Below are 14,309 nucleotides of genomic sequence, written 5' to 3' on the forward strand. Positions count from 1 at the left end.
TCGGCCTACGCCCCCCTGGAGTTGGCGCGTAGGTAACCGAGGCTGTCGGTAAGCAGCTCTTCAGCGCGGGCATCAAAGCTGTGAAGTTGCCTGATCCGCTTCGATGCGGCCATCGTCTCATCCGAGGCCGGGGCGGAGGCCCCGTTGGATGACTTTAGAATTGATATGAGCGAGACGGGGTTTCTAAACACTTGGACTTCGGGACCAAAGACATCATCCAGTCCTGTCACATCGTCGGTAAGGACGCGCCCCCCCGACGCAACGATATCGAAGATTCTGTTGGAAATGAATCCTTGATTTCGCATGTCGGGCCAGTGGTCGTTCAATGTAATACCAGCGGAAGAGTAGTAGCGCCTTAGCTCGTCATTAGGTATGTACTCACCACCAATTGCTTCATCAGGAACAAGACCTGACCAGCCCCCGCCATATATTTGGACCGGAAGCCCGGCCTTAGCCGCATTCCAAGGAGCAGGCCGATAAGCCTTGCGAGAATTTCCGACGAACAAGAGCTCGTTGGCTTCAGCGATCTCAGAGTCAAAATCCGGGTAGAAAAGCTCGGAGTCCGTACATTGCAGCAAAGGTCGGATCGGAAGTCCCCACTGTTCTGTCTGCGCCACGGCCCAGCTGCTACTCGCAGCGTAGGCGATGTGGTATTTGGAGACCTCAGCTGCAGTCACGTCGTCCGGGTGGCTAATTACCCAGAGCAGATTGAGCGTGGTCGACGGCAAAGAAATGTCCCGGAGACCTCTCAGGTTCAGCACAACATCGTCGAGCCCGGACGTGGCTCTCGAGGAATTTTCCTGGTAGTCCACTGATACGAGCTGGCCAAGACTCCTTAGAGACTTCGCCAGCGAATTAGCGAAATGGAAGTCTCCCCACAGCAATGCCCTATCGTCCGCTGGAGCGGCTGACTTGATTGCCCACCTAAGCCGGGGGGCACTTTCAAGTACGTCCACTCTCGGGCGCGTCAAGTTCAATTGCGGCCACAATGCAGGATCATTTGGGTTGGATGCAGCCGAGAAACCCATTACCCCGCCGGCTTGCAGCCCCGTGCGGCTGATGGCTTCATCGCTTCCGCCCGGAGACTGCGGCCACAGTTCATGGAACATCCTGATGTCGGCGCGAGCCTTCGCCTGACGGTCAAAGGAAGTCGGCTTGGACTGCTGAACGACGACATTGTGATCGACAAAGACGGAGTTATTCCCCAGTGAAGCCAGGTTCTGGGAGAAGTCCACGTCCGCCCACAGAGCCTTTAGCTTTGCATTTAATCCTCTGATCGATCTGGCTGCGCGGGTTCTGGTCAGTAGCGGGAAAGGAGCGCCGGGGGTGACCAGCGGCGCCTGAATCTGGAGACCGTCCAGAGGAACATCCTTGAGCAGCGAAACGGGATCTCCTCCGAGTGCTGGGTAAACGACACCTGCGTTCTCTATTAGCCTGGACCGCCCCAGAACGACCGGATGAGATACAGTGGCGGCCGATGCGACGAAGTTGGACACGAGGGCTTCCAGACTCCCGTCGAACATCCGCTGACCGGAATGCAAAACAAGGATGAATTCGCCGGAAGCCTGCCTAATCGCGTCGTTAATTATTAGGGGTCGAATACCTGCCGGATTCTGATACACAAACTTAACTGTGACACCGGAAAGCTTCAATGGGGCCATCGAGCAGACGTCGGCCCAGGAGTTCCCAGCAAGAGTCAATAGGATCTCAACATCTTGTGTTCCGCGGTTAGCAGCAATATTCTCAGCTACGGATCGAGCCTCGGCGTAGGTCGCAACTGCGTCAACCACGACGGACAAGCGTTGTGGAACAAGGGGCGGAGCTTCCGTCGATTCGAATCGTTGCCACTTTCTACGGTCTGCAACGAAGAAGTTCCATGCGACCGATTCAGCCTCACTAATGCGATTCGGATCCGTATCATCTTCGCTGTACCGTACGCCAATAAAGGGAATTTGGGCGATTTCCGACAACTCAGATATGGACAAAATCAAATCATAGTCAACAGCCCGCCGAAGACTCTCGTCAAATCCTCCGGCCAAACGAGCAATGTCAGACGTCACGACTAGAGCGGTTTGGTCTATTGAGTTTCCAATAGCCAGCGACTCGGCTGTAGATTGCACACTCCTGAAGAAAGTGCGGTCGCCGATCTGGACCTCACAAGCGCTAGCCGCCGCCGGGAGGCTGGATGCCTCCATCGAGGAAATCATAACGAGAAGAAAGTCAGGGTCCCATTCCTTGTCTGAATCCAAAAATGCAATGTAAGCGCCTCTGGCAACTTTGAGTGCCTCGTTCCTGGCGGCACTAACTCCGCGATGTGGCAAATCCAGGTAGACGAGTCGCTGGTCGCGCCCAGCTTCCTCTGAGACCGCCAGACGAGTGTCGTCAACAGAACCGTCATCGGCAATGATGAGTTCCCAATCACTGTACGACTGTCTCTGAACGGATTCGATAGCCGTCCGCAGCTTCTCAGCACGGTTCCACGTCGGCATGATGATAGAGACCATCGGACGAGGGAGTTGCCTATTCTCGAACTCCGACAGAATCGTGGGCAAGTTCTTCGAAGGAACTGGTGCGACAGAGGATCCCCTCAGTGGGGCGTAGGAGACCTCCCTCGAGCGCCACATCTTGGACTCTTCAATGAGCGCATTGCGCAGCGAGGCCAAAGTAATATCCAATCGGAAAAGCGGGGAATTCGGATCCTGCGGGAGCAGCGTCTTTGGTCCGGCAAGCGTAAGGAAGGTCGTCAGTGCGCCCCAGTCCCGATCGACTGCAACAGTCATCCGGTGATTCATGTGAGCGGGGTCAAAGAAGGGGTGTGTCGATGCGTTCCGGTTGAGCTTCGGGTCACTTAGGTATTTGACCAAGGGGTCAACCTCCGACGTTCGCCAATTCTCGTCTATCCAACTCGGCAGGAAGAGCGGGTGCGGAGTGAAGCCCACCCGACGCCCTCTCGACAAATAATGCAGGCAAGCCTCTCGAGTGGACGCGAACTTCCCATCAACTTGGATCTCATACCACTCTTGGTCGAAAATACGGGCGCCGAGAATAAGAGTTGCCGCTGCCTGTACCGGAACGGACGAAGAGGTAGAGGGCGCACTTACTTTTGCGGTCTTGTTGATCGGCACTGTCGGAGAACTTACCGACTTGTCCGCCGACTTAGGTTCGCCGGGACCCGCGCTTCGTGTGCGGTCGATGCGCCTTTCAATTTGTCGGGAAACCGAGAATATCCTCTTACTGATGACGTGACGAGCTTGAACGACGAGAGCAATCAGAAGTATCTGAGTGGCGCTGAACGCGGTCAAAGCCACAGTCCATGACGAAGTGAGGGCTGCGACAAACACAATCAAGAACAAAATTGCGACGATGAAAAGTAGCTTGGCATGGCCACCGGCAGCGCGTCCAGCCTTTATGAGTACTTTGAAGCGGTTCATGAAAGCATTTCCTGACTATTCAGCGATAAGTAGGGATGTGGACAGCGAGGTGCGGTCTGGGTCGAAGCAGTATCCAATTTCAGAGTCCCGAAGATACTGGGCAGATACCGGAATGTTTCTCTCGCCTGGTCGGAATGGATAAGAGCTCCCCGTTTCATTTAGAAACGCCCTAACGCCCTCGAAGTATTCGGGCATAGTTCGCTCACACTCCGCCAGCAGGTGGTCCGCGCCAAGCTCATAGGGGTCAAACCGGAGGACGTCGAATTTGAGCATAGGTAGGCGACTTCCGTCCAAAGCCCTGTCGGCGAAGGCAACTGCGGGGTTCCAATGCCGCAAATCGACGGTCTTAGGAGACACTTCGATCACAGTCTTACCGGGGTGCTTTACGGAAATTCTGTGTTTCAGATGCCATTTCCAACGATTTTTCGCCAAGGCGCTCTCAGAGTCAGAAGGTATAAAGTAGGCTCCTGTTTTGAACCCCCCAGCACGAACCGCGGCTGTCAGCCCAATTTCGTATTCGCTAATGACCTTGAGTCGATCCGATACCGGCACCATGTCTTCCCAAAATCCTCGAAAAGCTTTGGACTTTGAAACGGCAGACGTGAAGGTGAAGAAGAAGCTCTGAATATGCGGACCGTGCCGCTCAGAGAGAGTAAGACCCGAAAAGTCTACGCTTGTGCAGTTCTCACTTTCTAATATCTCTCGGACGGGAACAAAGGGACCGACAAAGCTGTCATTGACTACCAACACGCGATCAAAATCTGCATAGTCTCCAACCGTATCCAAGCCCCATTTATAGCTGAAGAAATCGTATCCGAAATTTCCGCGTTCTATATAGGTTACATTTGCGGGAATTTCAGACAGGAACTCCTCTTTTAATCCAGAGGTTGAAACAAGAATCATTCGATCAGCGGCTTCAGAATAATTGTGGATAGCTCGCAGTGTGTGCCTTCGCAAGACACGAGCAGTGTCGTAATGTGCCATAACAATGAGCAGGCTCATATTTTTCACCTTTCAAGTAAAGCGTTGGGGGGAATCACCCCGGGAAATAGGCCGAAGCGCTGTCGAAGAAACTGTCGTATCCAGGCCAGCGTCCTGGCGGCGTATACCAAGAAGTGGTGTCATTGAATTGTGGTGGGGGTTTGAATCCGTCCCATTGATTGATGCTGTTGCGCAGGAAAACTTCATCACCGGCTGACCAGGTGTGGGCCATGACGCCGGCAAGCGGCGACCTCCGATGCATCAAGTAGTTTTGACCATGTATTCGATAAACGCGTTCTCCAGTTGCCAGTACAGCGTCGATCAAGCCGCGATCGACAGCAGCTCTAGTCGTTCTCCACCCGCCAAGGCCCTGGAGGAGTTCTTTCGACAGGAGGAGCGTCCCGCCGGCCACGTGGTCAGTGAAGCATTCCCCTGCAAACTTCCGTTGCGTTGTTATGTCTGCGGCCTCTATGTACGTGAATTCAACAGGTGTACCCACAAGTCCAGCGCCGGAGTACGCCTTTCCCAACATCAAGTCCTCGATGTGATGAGGTGCGTACCAGTCGTCGTCATCCATCTTCGTAATGAATCGTCCCGCGGCCACGCGGGTGAGTTCGTTGAGGACCGAACCGAGAGTGCATTCCCCGGGGAACGGCATGACCTTCACTTCAAATCGGAACCCCTTCAGCAACCGGACCACCTCCGGCCCAGGCTCAGTGTGTCCGTGTAAGCCGACGATGACCTCTAGGTCAGTCAGTGACTGACTCTCGATTTGGGCGAGAATACGGGGAAGCAATTGTGGCCGGCGAGTGGCGAGTAGGATGCTGACGGACTCATCCGTGACTAACGGAGCTGAAAGAGCGTTGATCCACCGTTTCGCGGGCGAGAATGTCTTGAGACCCTCCCTCCGGCAGTCGATGGAGGTGGATTCACGCTCTAGGTCGCTGGGGGAATCCAGGCGCCCATACGTCCCAAGTTTGGATACCAGCCCGGCACCAAGAAGTGTCGTAATCTCTGATGTCAGCTTGGGAAGCGACATTGGCACCCCCGCGACCGCAAGTTGAGAGATGAGACGGGCAACGCGAAGGTTCGTCTCCGGTATGTCCCTATGTTCGACTTCAACCAAACTGAACGGCCTCAAGAGAGCCAGAATATTTTCGTCCAGATCGTAAAACTGTGTTATTGCCGTCCCCTGGTAGGAAGTCAGCGTCCATCTTTCGGTGCTGGACGTGGCCGTAAGGCTGGCTGTTCCCGCCGTTGGCGAGGTTAGGAACCCACGAGGTGACATCATTACTGTGTCTACTGGGGGCAGGATCGAAGTGGTGACTTCGTCGTTTGTCCAGCCCTGAGCCATGTGATCGTTGGCAATGACGGTTCCCTCGGGAGATATCCCTACGTCTACGGAATCGACCGGCTCAGAAGTCGAGAGTGAACGTGTGTCTCCGAGCCAACGTGCCAGGGGATCGCCAGCCGCCCAATGAGCGCTGAGTCGGTTCGCCACCCCCAATCTCAAGCCGCCGAGGGGTAGGGCCAAGGGCGGTTTCGCCGGCGTTGCTATCCTCACCAGAAGATTGTGGACACTTGCAGGACTACTCGAGGTCCATGTAATCAGTAGCCCCGTGGTCGAGTCCCCTACCCCATTGACGCGGTTCCAAGAGTATCCGGCTGCGCTGGCGGCTGGACTCCAGACTTCAAATCCGGGCTGGCTTCGCAAGACATAAACGTATAGGGCCGACGTACTCCCTTCCAAGCTGAGCAGAGGCAGTATTTCCCTCAACTCAGTTACCGAACGTACAGCGACAACATATCCCTCATACCACGGACCAGGCTTCAAGTCTGGCCGCCTTGGTGTCGCTGGATCCTCCACTTCCCGCTTGATCCAATCCGAAGCAGTGAAAGCCAGCCCAATAGTCTGAAGAACGTCTGGCATGTCCATCGCGCCCAACCCAACAAAAGCCTTCACCAAAGGACCCTTTCTGTATCGGGAACCCTGATCACTGTGTTCGGCCCCGTATGAAGCGCTTGACGCTGGCAATATTTGCCTGTTTCGAGATCGGAAACAGCCGGAAGAAACCTTCGGTCTTGCCCGTGTCTCCTTTGCTGGCAACAAATTTTGTTTGTGATTTGAGGCTGCGGACTTCTCGCTCCAGCGCGTCAATTCTTCTGCGTTGAAACTGCTTGAAGGCTTCCTTCTTGGCATCGTAAACAATAAATTCCAGTATGTGTCGATCAGCGGGCCCCTTACGGAAGAATACCTTTGGGGCGTCGTGCCCGTGAGCGTAGAGACCCAAAGATGATCCGTCAATCCATCGTTCGAGGCCACTCGTGCGTGCCATCTTTGTGGCATCTTGCTGGCCGGTACCGACCAAGTAGTCTCGATCCCAAATCTCAACGGGGCGACTATGTCCCTCGACGAGGGCACGTACTACTGCGACGCCAGGCAGCTGGATGGCAGAAAGCAGCGCTTCCAACGAGTATCGGGTCACGCGCCAGCCAGCCGGTAGAACAGCGACGAACTTAGCGGCAGGAACTTCTCGTAGTTCCCGAGTCGCCACGACGAATCTCTTATCGTCCCGGAGCCAATCACTGAGTGGTTTAACGCCTTCAACGGGGGCACCTGAAATCGATACTGCGTAGTTCTGAAAGGTAGATCCGAGGACATCGCCTGCAGTCGCGAATATCTCTTCCGTGGGCCGATCGCCACACGGTATGAGTATGGCCAGCCGGGGATGAGACTGCCATGGGCCGAAGTCAGGATGGACATCCACCGGGACCTCAGCAAAGCGTCTAAGAGTGTTCACGCCAAAACCCCCGCGTGTCCACTAGGTGCTTTGACTCGAGGTTTTCACGCGGGATCTCTCTGAACACATCATGATCTACCAGGAGTGCCACTACAGTCGACCGCTCAATCGCGTCATGTGCCTCCACCAAGGAGACATTCCGTAAGGCGGCCAATTCATCGGGAAGCGAGGAAGCGAAAGGCGCAGCCACCAGGATATTTGTGTTGGGACTAGCAACTGCCAGCATTCTTACTACTTGGACCGCGGGGGACTCCCGAACGTCGTCGATGTTGGCCTTGAAAGCCAGTCCCAGCGCAGCTATATTTTCCGCTCGGCACGAGTTGGCGGCATTCACAATCTGGTTAACTATATGCGCTGGTTTGCTGTCATTGACCTCCCGGGCTGCTCTAATCAGACGGGAATTGCCAGGGTCCGCCCCTACAATAAACCAAGGATCGACGGCGATGCAGTGACCGCCGACACCGGGACCCGGTTGGAGTATGTCGACGCGCGGATGGTGATTGGCCAGTTCAATCAGGTCCCAGACGTTGATACCCAGGTTGTCGCTGATAACGGACAGCTCGTTGGCGAATGCGATGTTCACATCGCGGTAGGCGTTCTCCACCAACTTGGCCATTTCTGCCGTCGCAGCGTCACTTAGGTGAATCTTCCCCTGGCAAAACACGCTGTACAGGGCCGCGGCTGCCGAGGCGGCCTCGTCGGTCAGTCCTCCGACGATTCGGTCATTTGTGACCAGCTCGATCATGATCCGGCCTGGCAGCACGCGTTCCGGGCAGTGGGCGAATAGCACCGTTGGACGGCCGTCCGAACCGTCGAGGCTCAGATCCGGTCGCAGTTCCAACACGATGTCGGCGAGCATGGCAGTAGTTCCGGGCGGCGATGTGGACTCCAGAATAATCAACTCGCCACCGCTCAACATCGGGGCAATGCCCTGAGCCGCGGCCCGGACAAACCGCAGGTCCGCTGATTTGTCGTCCGCGAACGGTGTGGGAACTGCCACTATGTACGCGTCAGCGGCCGGCGTCGTGGTTTGGGCAATCAGCGAACCTTGGCTGACGGCCCCGGCCACATGGATGCCGAGATCCGGCTCCACGAAGGGGACCTTGCCCGCGTTGACCGCGTCCACGACGCTGGAATTGAGATCAACGCCGACGACGGACAGTCCGTTCGCCGCAAGGATGGCGGCCGTGGGGAGGCCGATGTATCCGAGGCCAATCACGGCGACGTTCGTGACCGTAGAAACGGTGTCGCCAGGTCTAAATGTGGATGTGGTCATGAGGTTCTCCATAAAATCGTAGGCTTCCGGAGGCCATCAACTGGGCATCGCTGACTTGCCACGTGTGTTCTGAGCCGCCGCGGACTTGGAGGTAGTTGAAGCGGTCTGCCGAATAGATGGTCATGCCCTGCTTCTGGGCATTTTGAAGAAATGCAGTGTCTTCACCAAGTCTCAACTGCGGGAAGGGGTTCTCTAGGAAAACCTGCTGGGGCGCCATGATCGTTGGCCCCATGACAAAGTCCGTGTAACGGTGCTCCTTCTCGGCAAAACGGACGACGTTGGCTTGGGACTGTTTGAGGTGCACGTAGTGCGCCTGCTTGCCAACGATGTCCGCGCCGGAGAAGCTAAGGGCGAACAGCTGATCGCTGAGGTACTCCGGACCGTAGCAGTCGTCGTCGTCCATTTTGGTGAGTACGTCGCCGCCAGCAGCGGCCGCGCAAAGGTTGAGGCACTCCCCCAGCGACACGTCACGAGAAGCGCTCAACACAACGGCGTCTTGCAGCCCGAATTTCTTCCTCAACTCCGAGAGCTCCTTCTCGGAAAGCTCAAACCCGTGGGTCAACATCACGAGTTCGGTCTGAACCCCGCGCTGCGCGGCCAAGGTTCGGAAGACGTGCCCGATTTGCTTCGGCCGGATGGTTGGGACAAGAGCCGAGACGCTCGGCCGGGAAGCGGTACCATTGCGCGTTGGCAGGACCTGCGCCAAGACGTGCTCGGCACGGTGGGAATAGGTATGCGCCTGCCAAATCTTGCGCTGTGCCAGGTGCACGGTGCGGTCATTGAATTCGGGATTGTCGACTAGCGCCCGCGTGAGCTGGGCGGCATGCTCACGGTCTACTGCGACTGGGACTTCCCGTTCGCTGAAGAAGTTTCCTATGGCTTGGCTCGGGGCCGTGATGACTGGGGTGCCGGCCGCACTGATTTCAAAGATCCTGCGGGCGCACATACTGGCCGAGTCCACCACAGAGTTCACGTTGAGGAAAACTTTGTAGGACTTATAGGCGCTGAGCATCTGGACATAGTTCAGCGAGCCCACAACGCGCGTGCTCAAGGGCGCCGGAAACTGGTAACGGACGTCACCGCCCAGCCGACGCGAAAAAATCTCAAGCCCCAAGGGCATCTTGGCTGAGGCGTCCATAGCGCCACCAAGGAGGTCATCCATTTGCTGTCGGCGTTCAGGGTACTTGTGCGAGAAGTACATTCCTGCAAAGGCTACGTCCCTGCTGTGCCACCCCCGGCGCGGCCTCACGGGATTATGGACCGCCGGCTGGGCGGCGAACGGCAGCACGTCAATCCGGCTATGGCCCAGATCAGCTTTGTATTGTTCCACGCGGCCGGAGTCCGACGTGAAGACATGGTCGAACAACTTCGCGGCCGGAAGGAAATCGTCGTAGTGGGGCGGGTCTTCTTTGTTCCAGAAGACTGTGGGAATCTGCTGTTCCTTGCACCATTGAAGAAGTTCCTTGAACGTCGCGGCGGGTCCGTTGGGGCCGGCAATTTTCCCGCGCCAGAGACCGTTGTTGCCCGTCCAGGCCGACTCTACGAACAGCAAATCGATGGGGAGTCCGCTGAGGTCCTCACGCCACGAGTTGGGGTGGACGGCATGAGTCGACCATTCGTACCCGAAGGCAAGCATGGAAAAGTCATCCAAGATGACGGCGGCTGTGATGTCCTGACGTATGGGATTCAGTGCCGGGATAGAGGCGGCCGCAAACGACAGCCTGCGCTTACGCCCCCGGCCGGTCCATCCCGCTTCCACACCCTGAACGTCGCGTGGCGCGGCGAAACCGCGCTCAACCAACTGCCGTTTGCGCCACGTAACCAACTGCGGCACGCCGCCCTTGCGGAAGTGCCAAGCGGCGCTGCGTAGATCCTGGGCGATCCTCATTAGCCCCGGACCCGTCGCGAGGTTCGTTCGCGGACCTCGGTTGCTACCAGGACGGCCTTGGCATCCTCCAGGATCGTCGAGGCAGAGTTGTTGTTTCCCTTTGAGAGGTGCTTGGTGAATTCCTGGTAAGCCTTGATGGCAGCCGCCGGTTCCCCGTCCATAATGAGATCGCCCTTGTCCAGCCAGATGACGCGGGTGCACATATCGCTGATGGTCTCGAGGCTATGGCTTACAAGGAAGACGCAGCCGGCCTGGGCCCGGAGTTCATCCATTCGGAGCTTGCTGCGGTCTGCAAACTGCGCGTCGCCGGTATTGAGTGCCTCATCCACCAGAAGGATCTCCGGGTCGACTGCCGCTGCAATGGCAAATCGCAGCCGCGAGGCCATGCCCGAGGAGTAGGACTTCATTGGCAGGTGAATCGACTTTTCGAGGCCGGAGAGCTCGACGATGCTCTCGAACTTATCGTCCGCTTCGGCCCGGCTCATGCCCATGGCCAAGCAACCGAGAATGACGTTCTGGTCGCCGGAAAGGTCTTGGACCAAGGCCGCATTGACACCCAGCATGATGGGAGTGCTGGAGGCGTATACCCCGCCCGACGTCGGCTTCGATTGCCCGCTGATGATCTTCATCAGTGTGCTCTTCCCAGAGCCGTTCCGGCCAATGATCCCCACCGATTCGCCCCGCTCAACGACCAGCGAAAGTTCGTTCAACGCATTAACGGTAACCATATTCGGCTTCCGAACGGCCCGTCGCAGGAAGCGCGGTCCCGTGCTGTCGGCAACCGGAGCGGAGGATTCACTGGACGCAACGCGGTAGCGCATCTGGACGCCGTCCACAACCACGCAGGGATGGCCCTCGATGAAAATCTCCTGCTCATCCGCGCCCATATGATTCCTCACCTTTCCAGAAGTAGACCAGGCCCACGGCCAGTGCCCCCAGCGCCCAAGCTGCAAGAATCGCCCAAGACTGCCATTGCGGAACCCTGGCGTATAGAACACAGTCCCGGACGATATCGATCACGTTGAATAAGGGATTGAGCTTAATGGCAGTCAGAAGCTGCGGATGAGTGACAAAGCGGTCATAGGTGTAGAAGATGGCAGAGCCGTACATCCAGGCCCGGAGTGCGAAGGGGATCAGATGCGAGACGTCGTGGACGCGGGAGATCATTCGGGCGAGGATCAGCCCGACGCCCAAATTGAAGAGTGCTTGCAGCAAAATGGCGGGAATCAAGAGCAGCCACAGCCAGGAAATTTCTTCACCCGGCGGCAGCACCACGACGATTAGCAGCATCGCCAGGATGAGCGGTACCGCAGACAGAAGTTCCCGGACGTTGGCGCCGATGGGCAACGCGGCCCGGGGGAAGTTAAACGCCTGGACTACGGACTTGTTGTTGCGGATTGACCGAGCTCCGGCGGTTATGGCCCCCGCGCTAAATTGGAAGACAAAGATCCCCACAACCAAATAGCCGAGGAAATTCTCGATACCTCCGCTCGTCTGAAGCAACAAGCCGAAGATCAAGTAATACGTCAAGCCGTTAAACACGGGGTTGAGCAGCAGCCAAGCACTCCCCAAGCGGTCCCGCCTCGTCCCGCTCTGCACCCGCGCCCTTGCGTCGTAGAAGATGAACTGACGGAAGTCCCACAACCTGACGATGTAGTCCAGGAAACCTGGCCGTGAACCGACGCGGGTGAGCCTCCTCATGTCCACGGACAGCGGCTGGACGACCGTCTCAGCTGCAACGTCGCTTTCTATAGACACTATTCAGCTCTCCTCAAATGCTTGTGATGCAACAACGCGTAGTTGGTGGCGAGGGCCTGGGCGTTCGCCGCCCACGTTCTGCCGGCCAGAACCGCGGCGCGGCCTGCCCGGCCCATTTCGGCCCGGCCGCTCGCATCGGAAAGCAGCGCAGAGATTCCCTTGGCCAGTTCTGCAGGTGATTCTGCGGAGACAACCAGCCCGTTGACGCCGTCGAAGACGATCTCCCGGAGCGCCGGCAAATCGCTGGCGACCACGGGCCGCGCGCACGCCAATGCTTCCACCGGTTTGAGCGGCGTCACCGAGCGTGTGACTTCGAAGTCTTTGCGCGGAACAACAAAGATGTCCAGCGCCTGATGGTAGCGGACTGCCTCGTTCCTCGACACGCGCCCTGTGAATATGACGCGGTCCCCAAAACCGCACTGCTTGGCCTGCTCCCTCAACGCCGGGAGGGAGACGCCGTCGCCCACGATCAGCAGCCGCAGGTCCGGGTGGAGACCGGCCAACTGCGCGAATGCGGCTATGAGGTCATCAATGCCCTCATAGGCTACCAAGCTGCTGACGGTTCCGATGTATTGCCCGTCCTCGTCGAGACCAAGCTCACGGCGGGCCATGGGAGGCTCCAACGGCTCTAGCAGGAAAGGCCCACCGACGGCGTTTGGCGCAATCAGAATCTTCTCGGCAGGGATTCCGGCGGCAACTATGGTGGCCTTCATGGCCTGCCCCAGCGTCACCACCAGGTCCGCCGCTGCCATGATCTCAGCCTCGCGCTGCTGGAACAGCTGATACTTTTCGCTGCTAAGGGCTGCCGGTCCTCTGGTGGACGCCCAGGTATCGGCCAGTTGGCCCCGGACCTCGTAGACCCAAGGGATGTCCAGTGCCTCCGCCACCGCCCGGACCACCATGCCGTTCACGAAGTGTGTGGTGGTATGGAGCACACTTGGCCTGAACTCCAAAGCTACGCACAGCAATTCCTCGGCCTGCTGCTGAAGACGCGCATCCAGGGTGGCCGCCAGCCGAGCGGGGAGGAGCCGCCGGTAGCGGATGCCATCGACAACGTCGCTGGAGTGAGCGCTCAGTTTTCCTACTTGCACGGGATAGCCAAGCCGTGTCACCGCGAGGACGTCCCAGCCCTCCTGCTGCTGGGCGACCATGATGGAGTGGGACCGCTGGGCGTAGCCACTGGCCGTGTGCGGCAGGGAATTGGTCAGTAGATGGAGGACCCGGCCGTCAACCGGACTGTACTCGCGCCGGGCCAGCCATGGCGCAGCCCCTTGAAGTATGGCCAGTTCGCCTGCCAGACGGGCCTGCTGGCGCCGTCCGGCTGCGCCGGAGCCTTCGAGAGCAACCACGGCGGCGCTCAGGGCGCCGTCGTGCCAGAGCCTACGCGCTTGTGCCGGCGGATACCTTTGGGAACTTCGTGCGTCCGCCAGCAAGACATCCGAAAGGGCCGGTAGATTCGCGGCGGTCGCGATGTCAGCGAGCTTCCTGGCGCGTTCCCCCGAAACGCGCCGGTCTGCGGCCTGCTGGAGGCGGCGGCTGACGTCGGCGTCGTCGCCCCGTGTAAGCGATGCGAGTACCACGGGAACGGCTAGCGAGTTCTTCGGTGCGATTGCGCACACGAGGCTTGCCACCGGGTGGACGACTGACACGGGAAGACGCCGGGTCACCTGAAGGAACAGCAACATCGGATCGTCTGTGAGGTGCTGCAATGCGGTGTGGGCGGCGAGCCGCACGTTCGATATGAACTGCATCATCGAGTGGCTCTAGAACTCAGAGGGTCAGGCCCAAACCGGCTGGCCCAGGCCGCGCAACTGGATACTCCATGCACCGCGATCAGTTACTTCCCCGCCTTGGCGGCCACACTGTGGCTTCTTCCGCCAAGAAACCGGAAGTACGCAAGGCCAAGACCCAGCAAGATGAGTACCGTGACGATCTGAATCGACAGCGGGCTTCCGGTCGCGGTAGCCACTGCCGCCTGGATTTCAGCCGTGACGATCGTAGGAGGCCCGGCCGGGGCGACCACTGCGGCAGGCGCCGTTGTGAGTGCGGGTTCCGGTGTCGGGGATGGTGACGGTGTCGGGCTGGCCTCAGGGCCGGCCTGTTCAGCGGGCGCTATCTCTGGAACCCGCATGACAGGGGCGAGGGCCGGCGGGGCTATGACTACGGGTGCCGCC

General features: G+C 58.1%; 9 protein-coding genes. All 9 read right to left on the reverse strand.

All coding sequences use genetic code 11. The features are described 5' to 3' along the window. Positions 1-5: 5 nt before the first annotated feature. A complete protein-coding gene (locus AC1DC5_RS09510) occupies positions 6-3,431 on the reverse strand; it encodes a glycosyltransferase (protein ID WP_476864951.1) in 3,426 nt (1,141 codons plus the stop codon). A 15-nt stretch (positions 3,432-3,446) separates the two neighbouring features. After that, positions 3,447-4,433, reverse strand: a complete 987-nt coding sequence (locus AC1DC5_RS09515; RefSeq protein WP_476864952.1) for a rhamnan synthesis F family protein — start codon at positions 4,431-4,433, stop codon at positions 3,447-3,449. A 34-nt stretch (positions 4,434-4,467) separates the two neighbouring features. Beyond that, positions 4,468-5,976 (reverse strand): glycosyltransferase family 2 protein, encoded by a 1,509-nt coding sequence (locus AC1DC5_RS09520; protein WP_476864953.1) that lies wholly within the window; start codon positions 5,974-5,976, stop codon positions 4,468-4,470. Positions 5,977-6,406: 430 nt separating this feature from the next. Then, entirely contained in the window at positions 6,407-6,967 is a 561-nt protein-coding gene (locus AC1DC5_RS09525) for a hypothetical protein (protein ID WP_476864954.1), read from the reverse strand. Between the two features lie 232 nt (positions 6,968-7,199). Next, on the reverse strand, positions 7,200-8,489 hold the full coding sequence (wecC, locus tag AC1DC5_RS09530) for a UDP-N-acetyl-D-mannosamine dehydrogenase (protein WP_476864955.1): 1,290 nt from the start codon (positions 8,487-8,489) through the stop codon (positions 7,200-7,202). Continuing rightward, on the reverse strand, positions 8,470-10,377 hold the full coding sequence (locus AC1DC5_RS09535; protein WP_476864956.1) for a glycosyltransferase family protein: 1,908 nt from the start codon (positions 10,375-10,377) through the stop codon (positions 8,470-8,472). The genes wecC and AC1DC5_RS09535 overlap by 20 nt, the downstream gene beginning before the upstream one ends. Beyond that, positions 10,377-11,264, reverse strand: a complete 888-nt coding sequence (locus AC1DC5_RS09540) for an ABC transporter ATP-binding protein (protein ID WP_476864957.1) — start codon at positions 11,262-11,264, stop codon at positions 10,377-10,379. Before AC1DC5_RS09540 ends, AC1DC5_RS09535 begins: the two co-directional genes overlap by 1 nt. Next, complete coding sequence (locus AC1DC5_RS09545; protein WP_476864958.1) at positions 11,251-12,135, reverse strand: ABC transporter permease; 885 nt, start codon at positions 12,133-12,135, stop codon at positions 11,251-11,253. Before AC1DC5_RS09545 ends, AC1DC5_RS09540 begins: the two co-directional genes overlap by 14 nt. After that, a complete protein-coding gene (locus tag AC1DC5_RS09550; protein ID WP_476864959.1) occupies positions 12,135-13,889 on the reverse strand; it encodes a glycosyltransferase family 4 protein in 1,755 nt (584 codons plus the stop codon). The genes AC1DC5_RS09545 and AC1DC5_RS09550 overlap by 1 nt, the downstream gene beginning before the upstream one ends. Between the last annotated feature and the right edge of the window lie 420 nt (positions 13,890-14,309).

Source organism: Arthrobacter sp. 10L424 (assembly GCF_056395325.1).

What these genes read in the sequence shown, in the direction of transcription:
- AC1DC5_RS09535 (WP_476864956.1), bottom strand. Translation starts at nt 10,377, where the DNA reads ATGAGGATCGCCCAGGATCTACGCAGCGCCGCTTGGCACTTCCGCAAG.
- wecC (WP_476864955.1), bottom strand. Translation starts at nt 8,489, where the DNA reads ATGACCACATCCACATTTAGACCTGGCGACACCGTTTCTACGGTCACG.
- AC1DC5_RS09510 (WP_476864951.1), bottom strand. Translation starts at nt 3,431, where the DNA reads ATGAACCGCTTCAAAGTACTCATAAAGGCTGGACGCGCTGCCGGTGGC.
- AC1DC5_RS09540 (WP_476864957.1), bottom strand. Translation starts at nt 11,264, where the DNA reads ATGGGCGCGGATGAGCAGGAGATTTTCATCGAGGGCCATCCCTGCGTG.
- AC1DC5_RS09515 (WP_476864952.1), bottom strand. Translation starts at nt 4,433, where the DNA reads ATGAGCCTGCTCATTGTTATGGCACATTACGACACTGCTCGTGTCTTG.
- AC1DC5_RS09550 (WP_476864959.1), bottom strand. Translation starts at nt 13,889, where the DNA reads ATGATGCAGTTCATATCGAACGTGCGGCTCGCCGCCCACACCGCATTG.